The organism is Burkholderia sp. Bp9142 (assembly GCF_003853415.1).
Taxonomy (GTDB): Bacteria; Pseudomonadota; Gammaproteobacteria; order Burkholderiales; family Burkholderiaceae; genus Burkholderia.
In genome coordinates this window covers 112,940-139,501 of sequence record NZ_QTPP01000011.1, presented here as the reverse complement: position 1 = coordinate 139,501, position 26,562 = coordinate 112,940, and the positions used below count along the sequence as shown (strand labels likewise).

The 26,562-nt window shown below is 68.9% G+C and carries 27 protein-coding genes; 20 read left to right on the top strand and 7 right to left on the bottom strand.

The window, feature by feature from the left end; genetic code table 11:
• Nucleotides 1-31: 31 nt before the first annotated feature.
• Nucleotides 32-310 (bottom strand): DUF4148 domain-containing protein, encoded by a 279-nt coding sequence (locus DIE22_RS15100; RefSeq protein ID WP_124605414.1) that lies wholly within the window; start codon nucleotides 308-310, stop codon nucleotides 32-34.
• Between the two features lie 181 nt (nucleotides 311-491).
• The gene (locus DIE22_RS15095; RefSeq protein ID WP_006754565.1) at nucleotides 492-1,340 is read right to left on the bottom strand and encodes a LysR substrate-binding domain-containing protein; all 849 of its coding nucleotides are present in this window, start codon (nucleotides 1,338-1,340) and stop codon (nucleotides 492-494) included.
• A 330-nt stretch (nucleotides 1,341-1,670) separates the two neighbouring features.
• On the opposite strand from DIE22_RS15095, the gene madL reads away from it, so the two are divergent.
• The 11 genes from madL (at nucleotide 1,671) to DIE22_RS15040 (ending at nucleotide 10,586) form a co-directional block, all read left to right on the top strand.
• Nucleotides 1,671-2,066, top strand: a complete 396-nt coding sequence (madL, locus tag DIE22_RS15090; RefSeq protein WP_124605413.1) for a malonate transporter subunit MadL — start codon at nucleotides 1,671-1,673, stop codon at nucleotides 2,064-2,066.
• Nucleotides 2,067-2,077: 11 nt separating this feature from the next.
• Nucleotides 2,078-2,845 carry a malonate transporter subunit MadM gene (gene madM / locus DIE22_RS15085; protein WP_124605412.1) on the top strand — a complete coding sequence of 256 codons (768 nt, stop codon included), beginning with the start codon at nucleotides 2,078-2,080 and terminating at the stop codon, nucleotides 2,843-2,845.
• Between the two features lie 175 nt (nucleotides 2,846-3,020).
• Nucleotides 3,021-4,667, top strand: coding sequence for a malonate decarboxylase subunit alpha (mdcA, locus tag DIE22_RS15080; RefSeq protein WP_124605411.1), 1,647 nt, complete (start codon nucleotides 3,021-3,023; stop codon nucleotides 4,665-4,667).
• A gap of 10 nt (nucleotides 4,668-4,677) precedes the next feature.
• Nucleotides 4,678-4,992: a malonate decarboxylase acyl carrier protein gene (gene mdcC / locus DIE22_RS15075; protein WP_124499570.1), complete on the top strand. Its 315-nt coding sequence runs from the start codon at nucleotides 4,678-4,680 to the stop codon at nucleotides 4,990-4,992.
• A complete protein-coding gene (locus DIE22_RS15070; protein ID WP_124605410.1) occupies nucleotides 4,989-5,924 on the top strand; it encodes a biotin-independent malonate decarboxylase subunit beta in 936 nt (311 codons plus the stop codon). Before mdcC ends, DIE22_RS15070 begins: the two co-directional genes overlap by 4 nt.
• The gene (mdcE, locus tag DIE22_RS15065; protein ID WP_124605409.1) at nucleotides 5,911-6,618 is read left to right on the top strand and encodes a biotin-independent malonate decarboxylase subunit gamma; all 708 of its coding nucleotides are present in this window, start codon (nucleotides 5,911-5,913) and stop codon (nucleotides 6,616-6,618) included. Before DIE22_RS15070 ends, mdcE begins: the two co-directional genes overlap by 14 nt.
• Nucleotides 6,605-7,273, top strand: a complete 669-nt coding sequence (gene mdcG, locus DIE22_RS15060) for a malonate decarboxylase holo-[acyl-carrier-protein] synthase (RefSeq protein WP_124605408.1) — start codon at nucleotides 6,605-6,607, stop codon at nucleotides 7,271-7,273. The genes mdcE and mdcG overlap by 14 nt, the downstream gene beginning before the upstream one ends.
• Entirely contained in the window at nucleotides 7,270-8,145 is an 876-nt protein-coding gene (gene mdcB, locus DIE22_RS15055) for a triphosphoribosyl-dephospho-CoA synthase MdcB (RefSeq protein WP_124499574.1), read from the top strand. Before mdcG ends, mdcB begins: the two co-directional genes overlap by 4 nt.
• The gene (locus tag DIE22_RS15050; protein WP_124499575.1) at nucleotides 8,142-9,074 is read left to right on the top strand and encodes an acyltransferase domain-containing protein; all 933 of its coding nucleotides are present in this window, start codon (nucleotides 8,142-8,144) and stop codon (nucleotides 9,072-9,074) included. Before mdcB ends, DIE22_RS15050 begins: the two co-directional genes overlap by 4 nt.
• A 139-nt stretch (nucleotides 9,075-9,213) precedes the next feature.
• Nucleotides 9,214-9,735: a phospholipase D-like domain-containing protein gene (locus DIE22_RS15045; RefSeq protein ID WP_124499576.1), complete on the top strand. Its 522-nt coding sequence runs from the start codon at nucleotides 9,214-9,216 to the stop codon at nucleotides 9,733-9,735.
• Nucleotides 9,736-9,917: 182 nt separating this feature from the next.
• On the top strand, nucleotides 9,918-10,586 hold the full coding sequence (locus DIE22_RS15040) for a phosphoribosyltransferase (RefSeq protein WP_260426678.1): 669 nt from the start codon (nucleotides 9,918-9,920) through the stop codon (nucleotides 10,584-10,586).
• Here the strand turns inward: DIE22_RS15040 and phaZ are convergent.
• The gene (phaZ, locus tag DIE22_RS15035) at nucleotides 10,573-11,796 is read right to left on the bottom strand and encodes a polyhydroxyalkanoate depolymerase (RefSeq protein ID WP_124499578.1); all 1,224 of its coding nucleotides are present in this window, start codon (nucleotides 11,794-11,796) and stop codon (nucleotides 10,573-10,575) included. The genes DIE22_RS15040 and phaZ overlap by 14 nt on opposite strands.
• Before the next feature lie 170 nt (nucleotides 11,797-11,966).
• On the opposite strand from phaZ, the gene DIE22_RS15030 reads away from it, so the two are divergent.
• On the top strand, nucleotides 11,967-12,596 hold the full coding sequence (locus DIE22_RS15030) for a glutathione S-transferase family protein (RefSeq protein ID WP_124499579.1): 630 nt from the start codon (nucleotides 11,967-11,969) through the stop codon (nucleotides 12,594-12,596).
• Nucleotides 12,597-12,937: 341 nt separating this feature from the next.
• Entirely contained in the window at nucleotides 12,938-13,132 is a 195-nt protein-coding gene (locus DIE22_RS15025) for a hypothetical protein (RefSeq protein WP_124499580.1), read from the top strand.
• Between the two features lie 110 nt (nucleotides 13,133-13,242).
• Here the strand turns inward: DIE22_RS15025 and proP are convergent, their stop codons facing one another.
• The gene (gene proP / locus DIE22_RS15020) at nucleotides 13,243-14,727 is read right to left on the bottom strand and encodes a glycine betaine/L-proline transporter ProP (protein ID WP_124499581.1); all 1,485 of its coding nucleotides are present in this window, start codon (nucleotides 14,725-14,727) and stop codon (nucleotides 13,243-13,245) included.
• Nucleotides 14,728-15,266: 539 nt separating this feature from the next.
• Here proP and DIE22_RS15010 point away from each other — a divergent pair.
• A complete protein-coding gene (locus tag DIE22_RS15010) occupies nucleotides 15,267-15,599 on the top strand; it encodes a YnfA family protein (protein ID WP_124499582.1) in 333 nt (110 codons plus the stop codon).
• A gap of 33 nt (nucleotides 15,600-15,632) precedes the next feature.
• Here the strand turns inward: DIE22_RS15010 and dnaQ are convergent, their stop codons facing one another.
• The 3 genes from dnaQ to DIE22_RS14995 are packed head-to-tail and all read right to left on the bottom strand — an operon-like array spanning nucleotide 15,633 to nucleotide 17,658.
• Nucleotides 15,633-16,367: a DNA polymerase III subunit epsilon gene (gene dnaQ, locus DIE22_RS15005; RefSeq protein ID WP_124605407.1), complete on the bottom strand. Its 735-nt coding sequence runs from the start codon at nucleotides 16,365-16,367 to the stop codon at nucleotides 15,633-15,635.
• 38 nt (nucleotides 16,368-16,405) lie between these two features.
• Complete coding sequence (rnhA, locus tag DIE22_RS15000) at nucleotides 16,406-16,849, bottom strand: ribonuclease HI (protein WP_124499584.1); 444 nt, start codon at nucleotides 16,847-16,849, stop codon at nucleotides 16,406-16,408.
• Complete coding sequence (locus tag DIE22_RS14995; protein WP_124605406.1) at nucleotides 16,846-17,658, bottom strand: class I SAM-dependent methyltransferase; 813 nt, start codon at nucleotides 17,656-17,658, stop codon at nucleotides 16,846-16,848. The genes rnhA and DIE22_RS14995 overlap by 4 nt, the downstream gene beginning before the upstream one ends.
• A gap of 18 nt (nucleotides 17,659-17,676) precedes the next feature.
• On the opposite strand from DIE22_RS14995, the gene gloB reads away from it, so the two are divergent.
• From gloB to greA, 6 genes are all read left to right on the top strand, one after another.
• On the top strand, nucleotides 17,677-18,483 hold the full coding sequence (gloB, locus tag DIE22_RS14990) for a hydroxyacylglutathione hydrolase (RefSeq protein WP_124499586.1): 807 nt from the start codon (nucleotides 17,677-17,679) through the stop codon (nucleotides 18,481-18,483).
• Between the two features lie 152 nt (nucleotides 18,484-18,635).
• The gene (locus DIE22_RS14980; protein WP_124499588.1) at nucleotides 18,636-20,207 is read left to right on the top strand and encodes a transglycosylase SLT domain-containing protein; all 1,572 of its coding nucleotides are present in this window, start codon (nucleotides 18,636-18,638) and stop codon (nucleotides 20,205-20,207) included.
• Nucleotides 20,208-20,820: 613 nt separating this feature from the next.
• Nucleotides 20,821-21,966 carry a glutamine-hydrolyzing carbamoyl-phosphate synthase small subunit gene (carA, locus tag DIE22_RS14970; protein WP_124499589.1) on the top strand — a complete coding sequence of 382 codons (1,146 nt, stop codon included), beginning with the start codon at nucleotides 20,821-20,823 and terminating at the stop codon, nucleotides 21,964-21,966.
• 37 nt (nucleotides 21,967-22,003) lie between these two features.
• Nucleotides 22,004-22,663 carry a leucine efflux protein LeuE gene (leuE, locus tag DIE22_RS14965; RefSeq protein ID WP_124499590.1) on the top strand — a complete coding sequence of 220 codons (660 nt, stop codon included), beginning with the start codon at nucleotides 22,004-22,006 and terminating at the stop codon, nucleotides 22,661-22,663.
• 49 nt (nucleotides 22,664-22,712) lie between these two features.
• On the top strand, nucleotides 22,713-25,967 hold the full coding sequence (gene carB, locus DIE22_RS14960) for a carbamoyl-phosphate synthase large subunit (protein WP_124499591.1): 3,255 nt from the start codon (nucleotides 22,713-22,715) through the stop codon (nucleotides 25,965-25,967).
• Nucleotides 25,968-26,085: 118 nt separating this feature from the next.
• The gene (gene greA / locus DIE22_RS14955) at nucleotides 26,086-26,562 is read left to right on the top strand and encodes a transcription elongation factor GreA (RefSeq protein WP_014897431.1); all 477 of its coding nucleotides are present in this window, start codon (nucleotides 26,086-26,088) and stop codon (nucleotides 26,560-26,562) included.

The following is a 26,562-nucleotide window of genomic DNA, read 5'->3' as shown; positions in this document are numbered from 1 at the left end:
GCGCCGCGCGTTTCGGCCGGGCCGTAAAGGGTTATTGCTGGGTGGCCGTTTGCGGTGCCTGCGGCGTCTGCGCGAGCCACGCGGGCTGCACGGCCTGCACCAGTTCCCGGTTGCGTGCGCGCGTCGCGGCATTCGGCGGATAGTTGCCGTCGTTGGTCGGCAGTTCGCCGTCGAGATAGGCCTGCTTCAACTGGGCGACGACTTCCGCGCGCGTCAGGCCCGGTGCGGGCGCCGCGGCATCGGTTTGCGCAAGGGCGGGGGACAGCAGCGCGGCTGCGGCGGTCGCGACGGCGAATCGCAAGACGTTCATGGTGTGCTCCGATCAAGGGGACGGGACAGCGGACGCGCGGCACACTGCCGTGCGTTCCGATGGGTCCCATTGTCGCGAGCGGGTACTGCGCGGACGCTGACGCGTTCCGGGCAAGACCGTCAGTTGCGCGCGAACGCCGCGGCGGGGCGGCGTCGGCGTGATGCGCGATGGAAGACGATCGTTACAGTTCGGCCGCCGCCGTGATCAGCGTTGCTTCGAGCGCGAGTGTCGAGCGCGAAGCGGCCGCCGGCCGGTCGATCACGTATTCGAGTTCGCCGAGTTCGGGCAGTCCCGCGTCGAGCCGCGCGAGCCCGGCCGGAATCACGTAGCCCGCGAACGCGCTGACGCCGAGCCCCGCGCTCGCGGCCGCGCGCAGCACCGCGATGCTGCTGCTCACGACGGCGATCCGGTAAGGGCGGCCCACCGCCTCCAGCGACTCGAGCACGCGGCGGCGCGACACGCTCGGCTCCGGATGCATCGCGAGCGGCAGCACGGCCTCGTGACCGGTGATCCGCGAATCGGGGCCGGTGCACCAGTACAGCGGTTCGCTGCGGATCACGCGGCCGCGCCGGCTGCCCGCGACGCGCTTGGCGAACACGAGATCGTGGCGGCCTTCGTCGAGCGCATCGAACAGGTCGCCCGACAGCCCCGTCGAGATCGCGAGCTCGACGTCCGGATTGCGCTGCACGAAGCTCGCGAGCGCGGCCGTCAGGTGCGCGGACGCGAAATCCTCCGACATCGCGAGCCGCACCTTGCCCGACAGCGGCGGGCCGCACACCGACGTGACGGCCTCGTCCATCAGTTCGAGGATGCGCACCGCGTAGCGGAACAGCGCGTCGCCGTGCTGCGACAGGTGCACGTTGCGCGTGTCGCGCTCGAACAGCGGCCGGTCGAGCAGCTCCTCGAGGCGGCGGATGTGCTGGCTGACGGTCGACTGCGACAGGCTCACGCGCTCGGACGCGGCGGTGAAACTGCCGGACTGGGCGACGGCGACGAAGCTGCGCAGCAGCTCGGGCGGTAACGGACGCATTGCTAAATCCACTGAATCGGTTTCGACAACTTCATAAATGGCCGGATTTTGCGGCGCTAGTATCGGATCACGCCCTGGTGCGGCCCATGCAAGCGGGGCGCACCGGACGCGTAGCCCGTGTCGCGCCGCCGGCTGTATCGGTCAGTCTAAGCCATCCGGCGTCCGGCCCGAAACCGCATCATCCCATCGACCCCCGAGAACGCGCTCGCACGACGAGCCGCCGGGCCGCGGCGCACCGCCGCAGGAGACAGGCAGTCCGCACGGGATCGGCGTGCGGGCCCGGCTCCCGCAGGTGTCAGGCGCCCGTCACGAAGAGACTGGAGACGACTCATGATCATCTACGGAACCGCGCTGCTGGCGTTCTGCCATCTGGCCGGACTGTTCCTCGGCGACCTGCTGGGCGCCGCGATCGGCGTGAAGACCAACGTCGGCGGCGTCGGCATCGCGATGCTGCTGCTGATCTGCCTGCGCCTGTGGCTGCACCGGTGCGGCTGGCTGCCGAAGGAGACCGAGGCGGGCGTCGGTTTCTGGGGCGCGATGTACATCCCGGTCGTCGTCGCGATGGCCGCGAACCAGAACGTCGTCGCCGCGCTGAAGGGCGGGCCGGTCGCCCTGCTCGCAGCCGTCGGCGCGGTCGCGATCTGCGCATGCTGCATTGCGGTACTCGTGCGCATGGGGCGCGACGACACGGCCTTCGCGGGCGTGCCGGCACTCGACGAACGGTGAAGGAGACCGCCATGCTGCAGATGCTCGAAAAAACCGTCGCCCACAACGGGCTCGTCGCGTCGTTCGCGCTGGTCGGCCTGATCATGTGGCTGTCGTCGATCGCGTCGCGCAAGCTCACATTCGGCCGCGTACACGGCTCCGCGATCGCGATCGTGATCGGTCTTGTGCTCGCGTATGTCGGCGGCGCGTTCACCGGCGGCCAGAAGGGGATCGCCGACGTGCCGCTGTTCGCCGGCGTCGGCCTGATGGGCGGCGCGATGCTGCGCGATTTCGCGATCGTCGCGACCGCGTTCGAAGTGCAGCCGACCGAGGCGCGCAAGGCCGGCCTCGTCGGCTTCGTGTCGCTGCTGCTCGGCACCGTGCTGCCGTTCATCGTCGGCGCATGCGTCGCACGCGCGTTCGGCTATACCGATGCGGTCAGCATGACGACCATCGGCGCGGGCGCCGTCACCTACATCGTCGGGCCCGTCACGGGCGCGGCGATCGGTGCGAGCTCCGACGTGATCGCGCTCAGCATCGCGACGGGGCTCGTGAAGGCGATCATCGTGATGGTCGGCACGCCGGTCGCGGCCAACTTCATGGGCCTCAAGACCCCGCGCTCCGCGATGATCTTCGGCGGCCTCGCCGGCACCGTGAGCGGCGTGAGCGCGGGCCTCGCCGCGACCGACCGCCGGCTCGTGCCGTACGGCGCGCTGGTCGCGACGTTCCATACCGGCGTCGGCTGCCTGCTCGGCCCGTCGGTGCTGTTCTTCGCGACGCGCGCGCTGGTCGGCGCATAGCCGCCGCCTGCGTGTCGGGCGGCCCGCGGGGGCCCAGCGCGCGCAGCCGGTGCGCGCGGGCCCCGGCGGGCCGCATCCATCGCGGCGTCCTCTGAGTCGCATGCGTCAACATCATCAATCGGCGGCGGCGCCCGGCTTAGAATGCCGCTGAACCATCGAAGCGGGAGAACTGTTCATGACGGGATGGAATCACGCGCGGCAGGCGCGCGATGCACGCCTCGCGGCCGGCGCGGCCTTCGCTCGCGGCAAGCGGGTCGATGCGCGCGACACCGTCGCGTTGCTCGAAGCGGTGCTGCGGCCCGGCGACCGCGTTTGCCTCGAAGGCGACAACCAGAAGCAGGCCGACCTGCTCGCGACGGCGCTCGCCGACGTCGACAGCGCGAAGGTCCACGACCTGCACATGGTGCAGTCGGGCGTCGTGCTGCCCGAGCATCTCGACGTGTTCGAGCGCGGGATCGCGAAGCGTCTCGACTTCGCGTATTCGGGCCCGCAGTCGCAGCGGATCGCGAAGCTGCTGTTCGGCGGCAAGATCGCGCTCGGCGCGGTGCACACGTATCTCGAGCTGTTCGCACGCTACTTCATCGACCTCACGCCGCAGGTCGCGCTGATCGCCGCGGTCAGCGCGGACGCCGACGGCAACCTGTACACCGGCCCGAACACGGAAGACACGCCGACCGTCGTCGAAGCCACCGCATTCAAGGACGGCATCGTGATCGCGCAGGTCGACCGCATCGTCGACAAGGTGCCGCGCGTCGACATTCCCGGCGACCGCGTGCATTTCGTCGTCGAGGCCGGCCGGCCGTTCTACGTCGAGCCGCTGTTCACGCGCGACCCGGCCGCGATCACCGAGACGCAGATCCTGACCGCGATGCTCGCGATCAAGGGCATCTACGAACCGTACGGGATCAAGCGCCTGAACCACGGGATCGGCTTCAACACGGCCGCGATCGAGCTGCTCCTGCCGACCTACGGCGCGAAGCTCGGGCTGAAGGGCAAGGTCTGCACGCACTGGGCGCTCAATCCGCACCCGACGCTGATCCCCGCGATCGAATCGGGCTGGGTCGAGCAGATCCACTGCTTCGGTTCCGAAGTCGGGATGGACGACTATATCCGCGCGCGCTCCGACGTGTGGTTCACGGGCTCCGACGGGTCGCTGCGCTCGAACCGCGCGTTCTGCCAGACCGCCGGCCTCTATGCGTGCGACATGTTCATCGGCTCGACGCTGCAGATCGACCTGTCGGGCCATTCGTCCACGGTCACCGCCGAGCGGATCGCCGGTTTCGGCGGCGCGCCGAACATGGGCAGCGATGCGCGCGGCCGGCGCCACCCGAGCGAGCCGTGGCTGAAGGCCGGTGCGGAAGCCGACCCCGACACGCCGGCGGCGCTCAGGCGCGGCCGCAAGCTGGTCGTGCAGATCGGCGAGACGTTCGGCGACAAGAACGTGCCGATGTTCGTCGAGAAGCTCGACGCGCTGAAGCTCGCCGACAAGCTGCAGCTCGACCTCGCGCCGATCATGGTCTACGGCGACGACGTCACGCACATCGTCACCGAGGAAGGGATCGCGAACCTGCTGATGTGCCGCGACAAGGACGAGCGTGAGCACGCGATCCGGGGCGTGGCCGGCTATACGGAAATCGGCCGCGGCCGCGACCGCAGGATGGTCGAGCGGCTGCGCGAGCGCGGCGTGATCCGCCGCCCGGAGGATCTCGGCATCGATCCGCTCGACGCCGACCGCCGCTGGCTCGCCGCGCGCTCGATCAAGGATCTCGTGCACTGGTCGGGCGGCCTGTATGCGCCGCCGGCCCGGTTCCGCAACTGGTGAGGAAGAGGGCATGGAACAGTTGAACTATCGCTTCACCGCGCGCGAACGCGCGCAGGGCGAACGGGCCACGGCGCTCGTCGGCGTGGTCGCGTCCGGCAATCTCGAGGTGCTCGTCGAGCGCGTGCTGCCGGGCAATGCATGCGAGATCGACATCCGCACCGCGGCGATCGGTTTCGGCGCGGTGTGGCAGGCGGTCGTGTCGGACTTCGTCGAGCGGCGCGCGCCGGGCGGCCTGAAGCTGTCGATCAACGACGGCGGCGCGCGGCCCGACATGGTGTCGCTGCGGCTCGCGCAGGCCGTGCGCGCGATCGAGGGGGACGCATGATGAACGACGTGATCCATGACGCACCTGCGTTCGTCGCGAACGGCGCGAGCTGGTACGAAGCGTCGGCGCGCCAGCGCGTCGACGGGCTGCTCGACGCGGGCAGCTTCACGGAATTTCTCGGGCCGGGCGAGCGCGTGACGAGCCCGCACCTGCCGCTGTTCGACCTGCCGCAGCAGTTCGACGACGGGATGGTGGTCGGCCACGGCCGGCTCGACGGCAAGCCGGTGTTCGTCGCCGCACAGGAAGGCCGCTTCATGGGCGGCGCGTTCGGCGAAGTGCACGGCGCGAAGCTCACGGGGCTGCTGCGTGCGGCGCGCGAACTCGGCACGCCGGTGCTGATCCTGTTCGATACGGGCGGCGTGCGGCTGCAGGAAGCGAACGCGGGCGAACTCGCGATCGCCGAGATCATGCGCGCGCTCGTCGACGCGCGTGCGGCCGGCGTGCCGGTGATCGGGCTGATCGGCGGGCGCGCGGGGTGCTACGGCGGCGGCGGGCTGCTCGCCGCGTGCTGCTCGGCGCTCGCGGTGTCCGAGCAGGGGCGCATCAGCGTGTCGGGTCCCGAAGTGATCGAGACCAATCGCGGCGTCGAGGAGTTCGACGCGAAGGATCGCGCGCTGATCTGGCGCACGATGGGCGGCAAGCATCGGCGGCTGATCGGCGGCGCGGACCGCTATGTGGCCGATACGCCGGACGCGTTTCGTGCAGCCGCGCTCGAGCTGCTCGGCCGTGCGCCGCGCTTCGATGCGGCGATGCTGCGTGCGGAGCAGACGCGTCTCGAAGCGCGCGTCGAACGGTTCGGCGCATGCAAGGACGCGCTCGACGTGTGGCGCATGCTCGGCGCGGACACGCCGGAAGCGATCCCCGGCATGCCCGACGACGCATTCGCGAAGCTCGCCGACCAACTGCAGGAGTTCCAGCATGACGCTCGATGAAGTACTGACTTCGCTGTTTCCGAAAGGCCATTCGATCGTGCGAACCGGCGGCCTGCTGAAGGGCCGGGCTGACCTGGCCGGCACGCGCGTCGACGTGATCGGCGTCGCCGACCGCTTGCCGTTCGGCATCGACGAAGCCGTGACGCTCGCGTCGCACGTGCTCGACACGATCGAGCGCGGCGGCGACACGCCGATTCTCGTGCTCGTCGACAGCGACAGCCAGCGGATGAGCAAGCGCGACGAACTGCTCGGCCTGAACGAAGGCTTGTCGCATCTCGCGAAATGCCTGATGCACGCGGAGCTCGCCGGGCACCGGACGATCGGCGTGCTGTACGGCCATACGGCCGCCGGTGCGTTCATCGCGACCGCGCTCGCGACGCGCACGCTGCTCGCGGTGCCGGGCGCCGAGCCGGAGGTGATGGACCTGCCGTCAATGTCGCGCGTGACGAAGCTGCCGATCGACGTGCTGAAGGAGATGGCGCGCTCGACGCCGGTGTTCGCGCCGGGGCTCGACAATCTCGTGAAGATGGGCGCCGTCGACGCCGTGCTCGACCCGTCCCGCGCGCTCGACGCGCAGGTCGGCGAATGGCTCGGCAGACCGGCCGATCGCGGCGATGGCCGTGCGGCGCGCGGCCGGCCGGTCGCGGCCGACGTCGCGCGACGCGTCGAGGCACTCGCGCGTGCAGCACGCTGACACGCCGCCGCGCCGCCACACGCTCGTCACGCTGACGGCGGCAGGGTGGGGCGCGGCATGCGCGCGGGATCCCGCGCTGGCGGCCGATCCGCTCGTGCGGGCGTGGGCCGCGCACTGCTGGCCGCTGATCGTGCGCCGCGCATCGCCCGACGAGGCCGATGCGGGGCGCATCCCGCTCGGCCTGCCGCTGCCGCCCTCCGCGGGCAAGCGGCGCATTGCACTGAACGTCGCCGCCGACATGGTGGAGTCGATCGGCCCGCTGCCCGCGTTGGCCGACGTGCTCGCCGTCGCCCCCGACGCATGGCACGCGACGTTGCGCGAGCTGGATGCGCTCGGCGCGCGCTGCGGCGTGCCGGGTCGCGTGTTCGGCAGCCTTGCATGGCAGGCGCTCACGGGCGAGCGCTACCTGAGCGCGTCTTCCGATCTCGACATCGTGTTTCCGCTGCCGGCCGCCGCATCGCTCGCCGCGCTGCTCGACGGCCTGGCGGCGCTCGACGCGCGTGCGCCGATGCGCATCGACGGCGAACTGCTGCGCGACGACGGCGCGGGCGTGAACTGGCGCGAACTGCATGCGCGGCTGCCTGAAGTCGCGGTCAAGACGGCGATCGCTGTCGAATTGATGTCTGCCGACGCATTCACGGGAGGCATGCGATGAGCGCATGGGCCGCCCGCCGCGCACCGGCGCCGTCCGACGCCGAGCGCATCGCCGAGCTCGCCGAGCGCAGCCTCGTGCTCGAAATCGAGACGTATCCGAAACCGGGGCTCGTGAGTCACGTCGACACGGGCAGTCATACGGACATGGACGCCGCGACGTTCGCGCGCAGCGCGGCCGTGTTGCGGCCGTACTTCGCGGAGCTCGCCGACGCCGGCGCACGCGACGCGGACATGGCCGTGCTGCGCAAGATCGGGCTGCGTGCGGAACACGCGATGCTCGCCGCGACCGGCGGCGTCAACACGCATCGCGGCGCGATCTTCGGGCTCGGGCTGCTGTGCGCGGCCGCCGGCCGTCGCACGGTGCCCGGCACGGCTGCTCGCACGATGACGCTCGGTGCGTTCGTCGCGCGGCGCTGGGGTACCGAGATTCTCGGCGGCCCGCGGCTGCCCGACAGTCACGGCGAGCGTGCGAGCCGCCGCTACGGCGTCGGCGGCGCGCGTCGCGAGGCGGCCGACGGGTTCACGACCGTGTACGGCGTCGGGTTGCCGGCATTGCGCCGTGCGCGGCGCAGCGTCCCGGACGACCCGGAAGGCGTGCGTGTCGACGCGTGCTTTGCGCTGATCGCCGTGCTCGACGATACGAATCTGCTGCATCGAGGCGGGCAGGCCGGCCTCGATTTCGCGCGCGCCACGGCGCGCGCATTCGTCGCTCGCGGCGGCATACGCGCCCGCGACTGGCGCTTGCGTGCGGCCGCCGCACACCGCGCGTTCGTTGCACGCCGGCTGAGCCCGGGCGGCGCGGCCGACCTGCTGGCAATGAGCGTGTTCGTCGATGCGCTCGAAGCGGACGAAGCGGACGAGGTGAGGCGATGACGCTGGCGATCCTGTGTTCGGGGCAAGGCGCACAGCGCGCGGACATGTTCGAACTGACCGGCGCGGTGCCGCAGGCCGACGCGCTGTTCGCGCACGCGGGCCGGCTGCTCGGCGACGATCCGCGCGACTGGGTGCGGCACGCCGAACCGGACGCGCTGCGCGAGAACCGCGCCGCGCAGATCCTCTGCACGGTGCAGGCGCTCGCGGCGACCGCGCTGCTCGAGGCGGTGTGGCCGCGGCGTCGCTGTGTCGCGGGATACAGCGTCGGCGAAGTCGCGTCGTGGAGCGTCGCGGGGATGATCGACCCGTACGATGCGCTGGATCTCGCCGATGCGCGCGCGCGCGCAATGGACGCCGCGAGCGGCGGCGCTGAGCGAATGGCGTTCGTGCGCGGGCTGACGCGCGCGCAACTCGCGCAGCTGTGCGATGGCCGCGACGCGGCGATCGCGATCGTCAATCCCGGCGACGCATTCGTGGTGGCAGGGCGGCAGGCCGACGTCGCCGCGGTGGCCGGCGACGCGGCACGCGACGGCGCACTGCGCGTCGCGCCCGTGTGCGTGCGGATCGCGTCGCACACGCGCCGGCTCGCGTCGGCGGTGCCCGCGTTTCGCGCGTCGCTGGCCGCCGTGAACGTGCGCCGGCCGCTGCCCGGCACGCGACTGTTTTCGGGGATCGACGGCGCGTCGGTGCTTGATGTCGAGGCGGGGCTCGACAAGCTCGCGCGGCAGATCGCGGAGCCGGTCGAGTGGGCGGCCTGCCTGGCCGCGTGCGTCGAGGCCGGCGCGACCGCGTTCCTCGAACTCGGCCCGGGCCGGGCGCTGGCCGAGATGGCGAGCGGCGCGTATCCGGCGCTGCCGGCGCGCAGCGTCGCGGATTTCCGTTCGGTCGACGGCATCGCGAGCTGGCTCGCGCGCGTCGCGGCCGGCTGACCGGCGGCGCGCAAGCGGTCCGGCAACGCGGCGAAATCGATTCGGGAACCGGCCCGTCCGATGGCCGTTCCGCAGCGGGTGTTGCGCCGGCGCAGCACCGTTTCAGCAGGCGCTTGCCACGCGAATTGGCGTCGCTACAATGGCGCCCGCCATGAGACCAGCCGCCTTCCTCCTCGCCGCGCTCGGCTGCGCGGCGACCGCCCACGCCAGCCCGATTCCGTCCGACGCCGCCTCGGTCGGCACGTACTTTTCGTATGACAATGCGGCGGCCGACGCGACGGTCGACCTGATCGGGCAAGCACAGCGCCGCGTGCTGCTGGCGGGCTACGCGTACGTGCCGCCCGCGGTCGCGGCGGCGCTGCGTGCGGCGCGCGCGCGCGGGATCGAAGTGCGGGTCGTGCTGGTGCGTTCGTCGCGTGCCGGCAAGTACAGCGGCGCGGGCTATCTGAAATCGGCCGGCATCGATGTCGCGATCGACTCGCGGCACGGCGATCCGGCGCCGCGCTTCGTGATCGTCGACGACAGCGTCGCCCTGACGACGCTGTCCGACGGCGCGGCCGCGCACGCGGAAACGGTGAACGTGTTCCAGCGCGCGCCGGAGCTTGCGCAGTCGTACGCACAGTCGTTCTGGCGGTTGTACCGGCAGGCCGGCGGGCTCTGACCGCCGACCGGCGGTCCGCCCGGGCCGCGCGAGCGAACCCCGCTCATCCCTTTCTCACCGCAATTCGCATGCCGCCCGCGCCGGTATGACCCCGCTTGCATCGGCGCGCCCGATGAACCATGCTCGTTGGACAGGCGCCGGCGCGATGGTCGCGCATCCGGTGCAACGGCAGGGAGCCGATCGTGACCGAGTGTTTTGCCGATCGCGCCGACGCGGGTCGCCGGCTTGCGCACGCGCTGCGCGACTATGCGGGGCGGCGCGACGTCGTCGTGCTCGCGCTGCCGCGCGGCGGCGTGCCGGTGGCATTCCCGGTCGCGCAGGCGCTGCGTGCGCCGCTCGACGTGCTGGTCGTGCGCAAGCTCGGCATGCCGTTCGATCCCGAATTCGCGATCGGCGCGATCGCGACCGGCGGGGCGATCCACCTGCAGCATTCGGCGATCCGCGCGATGGGCGTGACCGATGCGCAAGTGGCCGACGTGATCGCGCGCGAGACCGCCGAGCTGCGGCGGCGCGACGCGCTGTATCGCGGTGCGCGGCCGCCGCTGCCGGTCGACGGCCGTATCGTGATCGTCGTCGACGACGGCGTCGCAACCGGCGCGTCGATGCGCGTCGCGCTGCAGGCGCTGCGCGAGCGCCATCCCGCGCGCGTCGTGGTTGCCGTACCGGTCGCGCCGGCCGATGCCGAGCATGCCCTCGACGATCTGGCCGACGTGTTCGTCACGGAGTTGCAGCCGCAGGGGTTCTTCGGGATCAGCCAGTTCTACGCGCGTTTCGACCAGACCGGGGACGACGAGGTGCGCGCGCTGCTCGAGGCGGCGCGCGCGTGGGACGACGGCATTACGTCCGCCTGATCCGGCGCCGGCGCGATCCCGGGCGTTCGGCTTCGGCCTGCGCGAACACGCGCTGCAGCGCCGGATGGACGTCGCCGCGCCAGCGGTCGCCGGTGAACAGCCCGTAGTGATCGCAATCGTCGATATCGAGACGATGACGCTCGCTGGCCGCGAGGCCGCGGCACATGTCGAGTGCCGCATGCGTCTGGCCGGCGCCGGTGACGGCGTCGCAACCGCCTTCGACCGTCAGCAGTACGACACCGCGCAGCGCGGCCGGCTCGACGCGCCGGCCGCCGACCTCCCACGTGCCGTTCGCGAGGCACATCCGCTGGAACACGACATCGACGGTATCCAGGAAGTATTCGGCCGGCATGTCGAGCAGCGCCGTGTATTCGCGCAGCGCGCGCCGCGCGTCCGTCAGTGCCGTCACATCGAAGTGCGACGCGGCGCGCGCGTAGTCCTCGATCAGCGTCAGGAACCGCTGCGGAAACAGCAGCGCGATCTCGCCTTGCTGAAGATAGGTCGGGAACACATGGCGGCCATGGCCGGGGAAGTGGGGCGGCACGATGTCGATCAGGTGGCGGCGGCACCACGCGAGCGACCGGGACGCGGCCGTGGTGCCGAGCGTGCTCGGATTGACACGCGCGTCGAGCGGCCCGCCGATCAGCGTGACGCTCGCGGGCGCTGCGAGGCCGCGCGCCGCGCGCAGCGCGAGCGCGCCGAGCGCGGGTACGGTGGCCTGGCATACCGCGACGACGTGCAGCGGCCGGTCGTCGCGTGCGAGCGCGTCGACGAAGCCGTCGAGCGTCGCCACGTATTCGTCGAGCCCGAAGCGGCCCGACGCGAGCGGGACGTCGCGCGCATTGACCCAGTCGGTCACGCAGACGTCGCCGTCGGCGAGCAGCGCCTCGACGGTCTCCCGCATCATCACGGCCGCATGCCCCGCGAGCGGCGCGCACAGCAGCACCGTGCGCCGCGCATCGTCGCGCGCGAAGCGCCGCAGCTGGCAGAACGGCGTGCGCGCGATGATCCGCTCGTCGACGGCCGGCCGCCGGATCTCGAAGCGCGGCGGCCCGACGGCCGGCCCGAGCAGCGGCTCGAAGAGGTCGTCATAGCACGACGACGCGGCGTGCGGCAGCGTCGCCGCGGGCCACACGTCGAACGCGTGACGCGTCGCCTCGCGCCAGGCGCGCATCCATTCCCGCTGCTGCTCGACGACGGCATACCACATGGCAAACCTTGGGGCGGAAGGGGCGTGAATCTGCATTATGGTCATTCTGGCCGCGCAGCGGGTGTCGGATACGTGACCGGATGACGTGCATCAGGTGCGCGTCGCGCTAGGCGGCGACGCACGGCGCTGCTACAGTCGTCGGTCCCATTCCCTCACGCGGAGCGTTTGCGATGAAGCTGATCGGCATGCTGGATTCCCCGTTCGTGCGCCGTGTCGCCATTTCGGCGAAGCTGCTCGACCTGCCGTTCGAACACGAGTCCGTCTCGGTGTTCCGCCACTTCGACCGGTTCCGGACCTTCAATCCGGTCGTGAAGGCGCCGACGCTCGTGACCGACGACGGCACGACGCTGATCGATTCGTCGCTGATCGTCGACTACCTCGACCATCGCGTCGCGCCGGAGCGGCGCCTGCTGCCCGACGCCGTCGATGCGCGGCTGCGCGCGCTCGTGCCGGTCGGCTTCGCGCTGGCGGCGGCCGAGAAGACGGTGCAGGTCGTGTACGAGCAGTCGCTGCGCCCGGCCGACAAGCAGCACGCGCCGTGGCTCGAGCGCGTGCTGAGCCAGCTCGAGGCTGCGTATGGCGCACTCGAGCCGCTCGTCGCGGCCGCGAACGGCTGGCTCGGCGGCGCGCGCCTGTTGCAGTCCGACGTGACCGTCGCCGTCGCATGGCGTTTCACGCAATTCATGACCGCCGAATACCCGGCGCTCGCGCGGATCGACCCGGCCCGTTATCCGGCGCTCGCCGCGCACTCGGTGCGCGCGGAAGCGCTGCCGGCGTTTGTCGAGACGCCGCTCGACTGAGCCCGGCTTCGATCGCGTCGGCACGGGGCGAGGGCGGGGCGGCGCGACCGGCGCGTGGTCTCGTCGCGACCCGCGTCGGCACGGATCGACCCGTCCGTCCTCGACCACCGCCCGGCCGCCTGTTCTCTCCCCGGTCGCCGCAGCGTCCGCAAAACCACGTCGCGTCCTTCCGCTTTACGTTCCCGAACTGCCCCACGCCACCCGCTCGGCCCTGTCGGATCAAGGGGCGGCCGATTGTTCACCGCCGCCAACAAGTGACTTCGCATTCGTGCGGTTTATCCGGATGCGGCCCATCCCTAGAATCCACTCCATCGAATATGCATTGCCTGATGGAGCCGATGATGAGAGCCCTGATCGAATCGAGCCTGTACCACCCGTCCGTCGTGTTGCCGCTTGCCGCGCTGACGCAGCTGATGGTCGAGCGCGATTTCAATCTCGGCCAGGTCGGCCTGATCGTCGCCGCGCGTGGCGCGCAGGCTGCGGTGTCGCGCTCGCGCGCGCTGATCTTCTCCCGCCACGGCGAAGCGCACGCATGAACGCGCGTCCGCTGCACGGATGAAAAAATGCCCGGCCGGCGGCAAGCCGGTCGGGCGGAGCGGAGTCGATCGGGCCCCGGCTTGTGCCGGGGCTTTTTCGTGGGTGACGCTCAAGCGCGCGCGGTCGGCACGACGCCGTAGACGTCCGCGTCGTCGTCCTCGCGCAGCTGGCGCACCAGCTGGTGTGCCTCGCGGCGCGTCGCGACGGCCGGCGGCGAGCCCTTGAGCGGCTGGCGCGCGGTCTCGGCCAGCGCGAGCACCGACACGATGCCGATCGCGGCGGCGCCCATCATGTAGTACGCGGGCATCATCAGGTTGTGGGTCACGTCGACGAGCCACGCGGTCACCAGCGGCGTCGTGCCGCCGAACAGCGACACGGACACGTTGAAGCCGATCGCGAGCGCGCCGTAGCGGATCTCGGTCGGGAACAGCGCCGGCAGCGCGGACGGCATCACGCCGGTGAAGCACGACAGCAGCATGCCGAGGATCAGCAGGCCGCCGAACACCGATGCGGTGGTGCCCGCATGGATCAGCATCATCGACGGGATCGACAGCAAGAGCAGGCCGACGCAGCCGGACAGCATCACGGGCTTGCGGCCGATCTTGTCCGACAGGCGGCCGGCGGCGAGCGTCAGCGGCATCATCAGCACCATCACGATCAGCACCAGCACGAGGCTGTGCGACTCGTCGAAGTGCAGCGTCGACGACATGAAGCTCGGCAGGTACGACAGCACCATGTAGTCGGTCACGTTGAAGATCAGCACGAGGCCGACGCAGAGCAGCAGCGCGCGCCAGTTGTGCAGCAGCGTTTCGCGAAAGCGTGCCTTCGGCACGGCCTTGTCCTGCGCTTCGCGCTCTTCGGCCTGGCGCTTGAACGCCGGCGTTTCCTCGAGCTTCATCCGGATGTACAGGCCGATCAGGCCGAGCGGGCCCGCGATCAGGAACGGCACGCGCCAGCCCCACGACAGCAGTGCTTCCTGCGACAGCGACGCGGTGAGCAGCGCGACGACGCCGGCCCCCATCACGTAGCCGATCAGCGTGCCGAACTCGAGGAAGCTGCCCATGAAGCCGCGGCGCTTGTCGGTCGAGAACTCGGCGATGAAGGTCGCGGCGCCGCCGTATTCGCCGCCGGTCGAGAAGCCCTGCACGAGGCGGGCGACGAGCAGCAGCACGGGCGCCATGATGCCGATGGACGCGTAGCTGGGGATCAGGCCGATCGCGAAGGTGCCGACGGCCATCATGATCATGGTGGCGGCGAGCACGCGCTGGCGGCCGATGCGGTCGCCGAGCGGGCCGAACACCATGCCGCCGAGCGGACGCACGAGGAATGCGGCCGCGAACGTGCCGAAGGTCGCGAGCAGCTGCGCGGACGGGCTGCTCGACGGGAAGAACACCTTGCCGAGCGTGACGGCGATGTAGCTGTAGACGCCGAAGTCGAACCATTCCATCGCATTGCCGATGGCCATCGCGCTGACGGCGCGCTTGAGCAGGCTCTGGTCGACGACGGTAATGTCGTCCGCGGCGAGCGGGGCCTCGCCGGACGACTTGGAGGAAGAAGCAGCGGTCGGGCTGACGTGTGTTGCGGTCAAGGTCATGCACTCCTTTGACTGCGCCGGAACGGGCGGGCCGTCCGACACGGTTTGCCGGCGAGCGCGATGTCGTGTGCTGCGCGTCGGGGCAAGCCTTTAAGCACTTACTGCACATGGGGCGGTAAGGGGCCGTAAGGGACTGCTTCGACGCGGGCCCGAAGGGCCGTCGCGACGGTGCGCTCATGAAGAATGGGCCGCGTGATGCGAGCGGCGAATGCCGGTGCGGACGGGGTCCGGCGTTCCGGCAAGCGCCCCGGAGGGGCAACGAAACGAGAAAAGCGGGCCTGTCGGGCGGGCTTTCCTGTGGATGCAATTTCGATCGAAGCACCGGCCCGCAACGCACGGACGGACTTCTTTCGAAATCGAATAGACAGAGATTGAATGTTGAAACAGGCGACATGATAGCACGATGGCAGACGATCGCGCAAATTGCCTGGAATCCCCCGTCTGGCGGCCGTTCCGGTGGGGGCGGCTCCGGTATGATCGGCGGCGCGCGGCGGGGTCGCGCGGCCCGCCCGGCGACGGGCGAATCCACGAGGAACCGGATGAGCGAACTGATGAAGATTGCGGCGCTGTTTGCCGTCACCGCACTGGCCGAAATCGTCGGCTGCTACCTGCCGTGGCTCGTGCTGAAGGGCGGGCGGCCCGTGTGGCTGCTGGTGCCGGCCGCGCTGTCGCTCGCGCTGTTCGCATGGCTGCTGACGCTGCACCCGAGCGCGGCGGGACGCACATATGCGGCGTACGGCGGCATGTACATCGCGGTGGCGCTGATCTGGCTGCGCGCGGTCGATGGCGTCGCGCTGACCCGCTGGGACGCAGTGGGCGCGATGCTCGCGCTCGGCGGGATGGCCGTCATCGCGCTGCAGCCGCGCGCGTAAGCGCGGCCGCGGCGCGGCGGGTGGGGTGTCGCGTCAGGCGGCTTCGGCGGCGTCCGCGTCGGCGGACTTGCGCCATACGCAGGTGCCCTTGACCGATTTGTCGAGCTCGTCGAGCTGGGTCTGGTGGGCGGCGAGTTCGTTGTCGCTCGCCGCGAGCACCGGCAGGTCGAGCGACGCGAGCGACACGCGCTGGCCGTTCGCCGCGCCGCCGTCGGCGCCTGCGTCGTCGAGCATGTCGATCACGAGGCTGTCCTGGCCGCGCGTCATCGCGAGATAGACCTCGGCGAGCAGCTCCGAGTCGAGCAGTGCGCCGTGCAGCGTACGGTGCGCGTTGCTGATGCCGAACCGGTCGCACAGCGCGTCGAGCGAGTTGCGCTTGCCCGGGAACATCTGCTTGGCCTGCACGAGCGTGTCGATCACGCCGCCGCAATGCTCGGTGAACGACGGCAGGTCGAGCCGCGCGAATTCGGCATCGAGGAACCCGAGGTCGAACGGCGCATTGTGGATGATCAGCTCGGCGTCCTTCACGAAGTCGCGGATCTGGTCGGCGACTTCCGCGAACTTCGGCTTGTCGCTCAGGAATTCGGTCGTGAGGCCGTGCACGGCCAGTGCGCCCGGATCGCTGTCGCGCTCGGGGTTCACGTAGATGTGCAGGTTGTTGCCGGTGAGCCGCCGGTTCAGCAGCTCGACGCAGCCGATTTCGATCAGGCGGTCGCCCGTGCGGGGGTTCAGGCCGGTGGTTTCGGTATCGAGAATGATCTGGCGCATGTCGGATAAATCGGGAAAGACAGTAGGGCGGCCTGCGTTCAGGCCACGAGCGATTCGACGCCGCGATTCGCGAGCGCGTCCGCGCGTTCGTTTTCGGGATGGCCCGCGTGGCCCTTCACCCAGCGCCACTCGACCTCGTGCTGCGCGACGAGCGCGTCGAGCCGCTTCCAGAGGTCGGCGTTCTTCACCGGGGTTTTCGATGCGGTGATCCAGCCTTTCTTCTTCCAGCCGTGGATCCACTCGCTGATGCCTTTCTGGACGTATTGCGAGTCGGTATGGACGATCACGCGGCACGGCCGCTTCAGCGCTTCGAGCGCGGCGATCACGCCCATCAGTTCCATGCGGTTGTTGGTCGTGTCGGGCTCGCCGCCGAACAGTTCCTTCTCGCGGTCGCCGTAGCGCAGCAGTGCGCCCCAGCCGCCGGGGCCGGGGTTGCCCTTGCAGGCGCCGTCGGTATAGATGTCGATGGTGTCGGTGGTCATGAGTGTTCTTGATGGGTGGTCGGGGTGGCCGCCGGCGTCAGGCCCGGCGCGAGCACGGGCTTCTTCATCCTGATCTGGCCGACGAGGCGCATGCCGCGCACGCGCTTGACGGCCGTGACCATGTAGACGGCGCCGAAGATCGGCCACCAGCGGTCGCCGGCGGCTTCCATGAAGCCGTAGCGGGCAAGCCATTTGTCGGTGACGAGCGGCGGCCGGTAGCAGCCGAAGCGGCCGCGCTCGAGATCGAAGCCGAGCAGCTTGATCCAGTCCTTGAGCCGGATGAACGCGATCTGGTCGCGCGCGGCCGGCACGAACGGGCGGTTCGCCATGCGCCCGAACGATTGTCGCATGCCCCACAGGCTCAACGAATTGAAGCCGGTGATCACGAGCTGGCCTTCCGGCATCAGCACGCGTTCGGCCTCGCGCAGCAGGCGGTGAGGGTCGGACGTGAATTCGAGCGTGTGCGGCATCACGATCAGGTCGACGCTCTGCGACTCGAACGGCAGGTCGAGCAGGTCGCACCAGGTCGTGCTGCGATCGGCCGGCGCATGTTCGGGCGCGCGCGCCTCGCGCGCCCACGGATACTGGTACGGCGCGCTCGCGCCGCTCGCCGGATCGAGCACGAGGCCGCGATACGGCATGCGGTTCTCGCGCAGCGCATCGAGCTGCGGCAGGCCGAGCTGGAGCGCGTGAAACCCGAAGACGTCGGACACGATCCGGTCGAGCTGCGCCTGCTCCCAGCCCAGCACGTAGCGGCCGGGCGGCGAGTCGGTCCAGGCGGGCCAGTCTATAATTTGTGGATCGGACATAACGATGATTGCGCGCCCATGAACGAGCTGGAATACGTGCCGGTGCCGGCATTCGAAGACAACTATATCTGGCTCGTCTCGGACGGCCGCGATGCGATCGCCGTCGATCCGGGTGAAGCCGCGCCGGTACGCCGTGTTCTTGCCGAACGCGGCTGGCGGTTGACCGCTATTTTACTCACGCACCATCACGCCGACCACGTCGGCGGTGTCGCCGCACTGCGCGATGGCCAACCGGACGATGTGCCGCTCGTTGTTTACGGCCCGGCGGCCGAGGCGATCGGCGTGGTCACGCGGCCGCTCGCGGGCGGCGATCGCGTGACGCTCGATGCGCCGGCGCTTGCGTTCGACGTGCTCGACGTGCCCGGTCATACGCGCGGCCACATCGCGTATTTCCAGCGGGCCGGTCAAGGCGCGGCCACCCCGCACGTGTTCTGCGGCGACACGCTGTTCTCGTGCGGCTGTGGCCGCCTGTTCGAAGGCACGCCCGCGCAGATGCTCGCGTCGCTCGACGCGCTCGCGGCGCTGCCCGGCGACACGCACGTGCATTGTGCACACGAATACACGCTGTCGAACATCCGTTTCGCGCTCGCGTGCGAGCCGGGCAATACGGCGCTCGCCGCCTGGCGCGACGACGCGCAGGCGCGGCGCGCGCGCGGCGTGCCGACGCTGCCCACCACGATCGCGCACGAACGTGCCGTCAACCCGTTCATGCGGGCGGACAGCACGGCGATCCATGCAACGCTCGAGGCCGAGCTGCACGAAACGGTGCCGGATCGTCTGGCGGCATTCACGCTGATGCGCGAGTGGAAAAATCGTTTCCGATGAGGCATTCCGGAGGACTCCAAAACCTCAGGTGGCATCTGTAAAAATTGCTCCAAATGTAGGATTTCGCTGAGTTTTCGGTGTTTTTATTGACGTGAAGCACGCACTTCCGTAGTATCGCCAGCAATTTCCAGCCGTCGGAAGCCGAGATTTTCATGCGACTTATATTGAGCGCGCTGATGGTCCTGCTACTCGCCGCTTGTGCGAGCCAGGGCCCTGTCGCCAACAACGCCGCCGATTCGCAGGCGACGTCCACCTACCTCCGTAAATCAGCCACTGCCAAAGAAACTGTCGACGTCGACAAGCAATCCGTCGGCGACCTGACCAGCGCAGATTCCGATCTGTGGGCGCGCATTCGCCGCGGCTTCCAGATGCCCGACCTGCAGACCGACCTCGTCGACATGCAGACGACGTGGTACACGCAGCGGCCCGATTACGTGCAGCGCATGACCGAGCGCTCGCAGAAGTACCTGTATCACATCGTCGAGGAACTCGAGGCGCGCCACATGCCGACCGAGCTCGCGCTGCTGCCGTTCATCGAATCCGCGTACAACCCGCAGGCGCTGTCGGTCGCGAAGGCGGCCGGCATGTGGCAGTTCATGCCGGGCACGGGCCGCACGTACAACCTGAAGCGCAACATGTGGCAGGACGAGCGCCGCGACGTGCTCGCGTCGACGAGCGCCGCGCTCGACTACCTGTCGCGCCTGCATGACATGTTCGGCGACTGGTATCTGGCGCTGGCGGCCTACAACTGGGGCGAGGGCAACGTGCAGCGCGCGATCGCGCGCAACCAGGCAGCCGGCCTGCCGACCGACTACCAGAGCCTGCGGATGCCGAACGAGACGCGCAACTACGTGCCGAAGCTGCAGGCGGTGAAGAACATCATCGCGAATCCGCAGCAGTTCGGCCTGGCGCTGCCTGACATTCCGAACCACCCGTATTTCGTGACGGTCACGACGTCGCGCGACATCGACGTGGCGGTGGCCGCGAAGCTCGCGAACCTGCCGCTCGACGAGTTCCGCTCGCTGAACCCGTCGTTCTCGAAGCCGGTGATCCTCGGCGCGACCGAGCCGCAGATCCTGCTGCCGTTCGACAACGCGGCGGCGTTCGAGAAGAGCCTGAAGGCCTACAACGGCCAATTGTCGACGTGGACCACCTATACGGTCAGCGAGCGCGCGCGCCCGGCCGCGATCGCCGAGAAGATCGGCGTCGACGCCGATACGCTGATGTCGGTCAACAAGATTCCGGCCGGCATGCGCCTGAAGCCGGGCTCGACGATCGTCGTGCCGCGCGGCGATGACGACGACGAGGACATTAGCGCGGACGTCGCGGAAAACGGCGTGCTCGCGATGGAGCCCGACGTGCCCGACACGCGCAAGATGCTGATCCGCGTGCGCCGCAAGCAGTCGATGGCGGCGATTGCGGGCCGCTACGGCGTGTCGGTCGGCCAGCTGAAGGCATGGAACCGCACGCATCGCGATCTGGCGATGCCGGGTCAGGCGCTCGTGCTGCACGTGCCGGTCGGCCGCGCGGTGCCGGCCGAGCCGGGTCCGGAGCGAATCGCGACGTCGGCCGGCGGCGCGCATATCGAGCGCGCGAGCCTGTCCGTCGGCGGCAAGTCGCGCGGCGCGAAGCATGCTGCCGCGAAGCCGGCGGCCCGCGCGGCGAAGGCCGCTCCCGCGAAGGCGGCGCCGAAGGCCGCGGCAAACAAGGGCAAGAAGAAGTAGCGCCGTCGCGATCGCGACGCGGCGGTCCGGCCGGGTCGCGCGATTGCGTTTATCGTCCGACGAAACGCGCAGCAACGCCGTCACCGAGGTGACGGCGTTTTCGTTTGTGCAAGGCAACGGGGCCGCTGCCACAGGCGGGGGCGATGTCGTCGGTGCAGGCGAGGGTGCCCGCGCAGCAGCTCGCGAGCGCAGCCTGGTACGTGTGGCCCGCGCGCGGCGCTGGCAAGCAGGTTGATCCGGCGGTACGCTGACAGGTGGGGCGGCCGAGTAAACGGGGCCGCAGCAGCGCTGGCCGCGCGCCGTCGCCACGGCGCCATGCGTGCCGCATGTACGATCGGACGGCCATATCGATTGAAGATAAGGCCATTTTCGGGCTATAATTTGAAAGTTTGTGCTGATCAACCTCGCACCCTAGCGCCTACCTCACTCATCCCGTTCATCCGCCGCACGCCGCCTGTCGGGCGATGCCGCGAAGCCTCGTGCGCCACGCGCCGGGTTCGCGTCTCGACAACGCAGGTCGCGTCCAGCTAGCGACTCCGCGCGCCTACGCAGCGCGGCGCTCGCGCGGCAGGGTAAACAGGTCGGCAGCAGGGTGTTCCCCAAGGAGCCTCCCGTGTTGCCGTCTTTTTCTCCCGCCTTGCTTGCACTCGCCGACGGCACGGTCTTTCGTGGTTATTCGATCGGGGCCGAAGGCCACACGATCGGTGAAGTCGTGTTCAACACCGCGATTACCGGCTATCAGGAAATCCTGACCGATCCGAGCTACGCGCGTCAGATCGTCACGCTCACCTACCCGCATATCGGCAACGTCGGCGTCAATGCCGAAGACGTCGAAGCCACGAAAGTCCATGCCGCCGGCCTGATCATCCGTGATCTGCCCACGCTCGCATCGAACTTCCGCATGGGCCGCACGCTCGGCGACTACCTGCGCGACGAAGGCGTCGTCGCGATCGCCGGCATCGATACCCGCAAGCTGACCCGCATCCTGCGCGACAAGGGCGCGCAGAACGGCTGCATCCTCGCCGGTTCGGACGACGAGGCCAAGGCGATCGAGCTCGCGCGCTCGTTCCCGGGCCTCGCGGGCATGGATCTCGCGAAGGTCGTGTCGACCACGAAGCCGTTCGAGTGGAAGCAGACCGAATGGCGCCTCGGCAGCGGCTACGGGATGCAGGAAGCCCCGAAGTACCGCGTCGTCGCGTATGACTTCGGCGTCAAGTACAACATCCTGCGCATGCTCGCGGAGCGCGGCTGCCACGTGACGGTGCTGCCCGCGCAGGCGAGCGCGGAAGATGCGCTCGCGCTGAATCCGGACGGCATCTTCCTGTCGAACGGCCCGGGCGACCCGGAGCCGTGCGACTACGCGATCGCGGCCACGAAGGCATTCATCGAGCGCGGCGTGCCGACCTTCGGCATCTGCCTCGGCCACCAGATCATGGGCCTCGCGGTCGGCGCGAAGACGCTGAAGATGAAGACGGGCCACCATGGCGCGAACCACCCGGTGAAGGATCTCGGCGACGGCCGCGTGGTGATCACGTCGCAGAACCACGGCTTCGCGGTCGATGCGGATTCGCTGCCGGCCAACGCGCGCGTGACGCACGTGTCGCTGTTCGACGGCACGCTGCAGGGCTTCGAGTTGACCGACAAGCCGGCATTCTGCTTCCAGGGCCACCCGGAAGCGTCGCCCGGTCCGCACGACATCGGCTATCTGTTCGATCGTTTCACCGCGCTGATGGACGCGGCGAAGCAGCGTAACGCTTAACGTCACCGACGCAACCGAAGGACGGGAGATTCGCATCATGTTCGGCCACGCACTCGGCATCACGGATATCTGGACCTACGTGTTCGGCGTGATCTTCATCATCCTGCTGCCGGGGCCGAACTCGATGTACGTGCTGTCGCTCGCGGCGCAGCGCGGCGTGAAGGCCGGCTATCGCGCGGCGTGCGGCGTGTTCGTCGGCGACACGGTGCTGATGGTGCTGTCGGCCGCCGGCGTCGCGTCGCTGCTGAAGGCGAACCCGCTGCTGTTCTCCGTCGTCAAGTACGGCGGCGCCGCGTATCTGCTCTACATCGGCACCGGCATGCTGCGCAGCGCGTGGCGAAAGCTGCGTGCGCCGGCCCAGGCACCGGCCGACGCGCCGCCCGCGGTCGACGGCGAGCGGCCGTTGCGCAAGGCGCTGATCGTGAGCCTGCTGAATCCGAAGGCGATCCTGTTCTTCATCTCGTTCTTCATCCAGTTCGTCGACCCGGCATTCCCGCATCCCGCGCTGTCGTTCGTCGTGCTCGGGGCGATCGCGCAATGCGCGAGCTTCCTGTACCTGAGCACGCTGATCTTCGCGGGCGCACGGCTCGCCGAGCATTTCCGCCGCCGCCGCAAGCTCGCGGCGGGCGCGGCGAGCAGCGTGGGCGGCCTGTTCATCGGTTTCTCGGTGAAGCTCGCGCTCGCCACCATGAGCTGAGCGCGGCCGGCCGACCCACGACAACGATTACTTATTGAATTCACAAGCCATGCCAAAACGCACAGACATCAAAAGCATCCTCATCATCGGCGCCGGCCCGATCATCATCGGCCAGGCGTGCGAGTTCGACTACTCGGGCGCACAGGCATGCAAGGCGCTGCGTGAGGAGGGCTACAAGGTCGTTCTCGTCAACAGCAACCCGGCGACGATCATGACCGACCCGAACACGGCCGACGTCACGTACATCGAGCCGATCACGTGGGAAGTCGTCGCCCGCATCATCGAGAAGGAGCGCCCGGACGCGATCCTGCCGACGATGGGCGGCCAGACCGCGCTGAACTGCGCGCTCGACCTGCATCACCACGGCGTGCTCGAGAAGTTCGGCGTCGAGCTGATCGGCGCGTCGCCGGAAGCGATCGACAAGGCGGAAGACCGCCAGAAGTTCAAGGACGCGATGACCAAGATCGGTCTCGGCTCGGCGAAGTCGGGCATCGCGCACTCGATGGAAGAAGCGACCCAGGTGCACGCCGAGATCATGGCGTACACCGGCGGCAGCGGCTATCCGGTCGTGATCCGTCCGTCGTTCACGCTCGGCGGCTCGGGCGGCGGCATCGCGTACAACCGCGAGGAGTTCGAGGAGATCTGCAGGCGCGGCCTGGATCTCTCGCCCACGCGCGAACTGCTGATCGAGGAATCGCTGCTCGGCTGGAAGGAATACGAGATGGAAGTCGTGCGCGACCGCGCCGACAACTGCATCATCGTGTGCTCGATCGAAAACCTCGACCCGATGGGCGTGCACACCGGCGACTCGATCACGGTCGCGCCGGCGCAGACGCTCACCGACAAGGAATACCAGATCCTGCGTAACGCATCGCTCGCGGTGCTGCGCGAGATCGGCGTCGACACGGGCGGCTCGAACGTGCAGTTCTCGATCAACCCGAAGGACGGCCGCATGGTCGTCATCGAGATGAACCCGCGCGTGTCGCGTTCGTCGGCGCTCGCATCGAAGGCGACCGGCTTCCCGATCGCGAAGGTCGCGGCGAAGCTGGCGGTCGGCTACACGCTCGACGAGCTGAAGAACGAGATCACCGGCGGCCAGACGCCGGCGTCGTTCGAGCCGACGATCGACTACGTCGTCACGAAGATCCCGCGTTTCGCGTTCGAGAAGTTCCGTGAAGCCGATTCGCGCCTGACCACGCAGATGAAGTCGGTCGGCGAAGTGATGGCGATCGGCCGCACGTTCCAGGAATCGTTCCAGAAGGCGCTGCGCGGCCTCGAAGTCGGCGTCGACGGTCTCGACGAGAAGTCGACCGACCGCGACGAGATCGCGATCGAGATCCACGAGCCGGGCCCGGACCGCATCTGGTACGTCGGCGATGCGTTCCGCATCGGCATGACGGCCGAAGAGATCTTCGCGGAAACCGCGATCGATCCGTGGTTCCTCGCGCAGATCGAGCAGATCATCCTGAAGGAAAAGGCGCTGTCGGGCCGCACGCTCGCGTCGCTGACGTTCGACGAGCTGCGCTTCCTGAAGCAAAGCGGCTTCTCCGACCGCCGCCTCGCGAAGCTGCTCGGCGCGACGCCGGAAGACGTCCGCCGCCGCCGCGTCGAACTGAACGTGCGCCCGGTCTACAAGCGCGTCGACACCTGCGCGGCCGAGTTCGCGACCAAGACGGCCTACATGTACTCGACCTACGAGGAAGAGTGCGAGGCGCAGCCGACCACCAACAAGAAGATCATGGTGCTGGGCGGCGGCCCGAACCGGATCGGCCAGGGCATCGAGTTCGACTACTGCTGCGTGCATGCGGCCCTCGCGATGCGCGAGGACGGCTACGAAACGATCATGGTCAACTGCAACCCGGAAACGGTGTCGACCGACTATGACACGTCCGACCGCCTGTACTTCGAGCCGCTGACGCTGGAAGACGTGCTCGAGATCGTCGACAAGGAAAAGCCGGTCGGCGTGATCGTCCAGTACGGCGGCCAGACGCCGCTGAAGCTCGCGCTCGACCTCGAGGCGCATGGCGTGCCGATCGTCGGCACGTCGCCGGACATGATCGACGCGGCCGAAGACCGCGAACGCTTCCAGAAGCTGCTGCAGGATCTCGGCCTGCGCCAGCCGCCGAACCGCACCGCGCGCGCCGAGGAAGAAGCGCTCGCGCTGGCGGCCGAAATCGGCTATCCGCTCGTCGTGCGCCCGTCGTACGTGCTGGGCGGCCGCGCGATGGAAATCGTCCACGAGCCGCGCGACCTCGAGCGCTACATGCGCGAGGCCGTGAAGGTGTCGAACGATTCGCCGGTGCTGCTCGACCGCTTCCTGAACGACGCGATCGAATGCGACGTCGACTGCATCTGCGACGGTGAAGCGGTGTTCATCGGCGGCGTGATGGAGCACATCGAGCAGGCGGGCGTCCACTCGGGCGACTCGGCATGCTCGCTGCCGCCGTACTCGCTGTCGAAGGAAACCGTGGCCGAGCTGAAGCGCCAGACGGGCGCGATGGCGAAGGCGCTGAATGTGGTCGGCCTGATGAACGTGCAGTTCGCGATCCAGCAGGTGCCGCAGGCGGACGGTTCGAAGCAGGACATCATCTACGTGCTCGAAGTGAACCCGCGCGCGTCGCGCACGGTGCCGTACGTGTCGAAGGCGACCAGCCTGCCGCTCGCGAAGATCGCGGCGCGCGCGATGGTCGGCCAGACGCTCGCGCAGCAGGGTGTGACGAAGGAAGTCGAGCCGCCGTACTTCAGCGTGAAGGAAGCGGTGTTCCCGTTCGTCAAGTTCCCGACCGTCGATCCGGTCCTCGGGCCTGAAATGCGTTCGACCGGCGAAGTGATGGGTGTCGGCCAGACGTTCGGCGAAGCGCTGTTCAAGTCGCAGCTCGCGGCCGGTTCGCGCCTGCCGGAGTCGGGCACGGTGCTGCTGACCGTGATGGATGCCGACAAGCCGAAGGCGGTCGAAGTCGCGCGCATGCTGCACGACCTCGGCTACCCGATCGTCGCGACCAAGGGCACGGCTGCCGCGATCGAAGCGGCCGGCGTGCCGGTGAAGGTCGTCAACAAGGTGAAGGACGGCCGTCCGCACATCGTCGACATGATCAAGAACGGCGAGATCGCACTCGTGTTCACGACGGTCGACGAGACGCGCCAGGCGATCGCCGATTCGCGTTCGATCCGCATGAGCGCGCAGGCGCACAAGGTCACGTACTACACGACGATGTCGGGCGCGCGCGCGGCCGTCGAAGGCCTGCGCTACCTGAAGGATCTGGAAGTCTATGATTTACAAGGTCTTCACGCTCGCCTAAACTAAGCAGTCAGTTACCTGTCGAAGCAACACGTGCCGCGATTAAGCGGTGTTTCCGGTTCGCCGGGAATACGTTTAATCGCGGTGATTTTTTTTATAGCCGTTTTTAGCGATTGAGCCGTTTATGAGCACCATTCCGTTGACAAAGCGTGGCGCAGGGCAACTGCGCGATGAATTGCAGCGCCTCAAGTCCGTCGAGCGGCCGGCCGTGATCAACGCGATCGCGGAGGCCCGCGCACAGGGCGATCTGTCCGAAAACGCCGAATACGATGCCGCGAAGGAAAAGCAGGGCTTCATCGAGGGTCGCATCGCGGAACTCGAATCGAAGCTGTCCGCCGCGCAAGTCATCGATCCGACGGTGCTCGACGCCGACGGCCGCGTGGTGTTTGCCGCGACGGTCGAACTCGAGGATCTCGAGTCGGGCGACACCGTCAAGTACCAGATCGTCGGCGACGACGAAGCCGATATCGACCACGGCCTGATCTCGGTCAGCTCGCCGATCGCACGCGCGCTGATCGGCAAGTCCGAAGGCGACGTCGCGGCCGTGCAGGCACCGAGCGGCGTGCGCGAATACGAAATCATCTCGGTCAGCTACATCTGA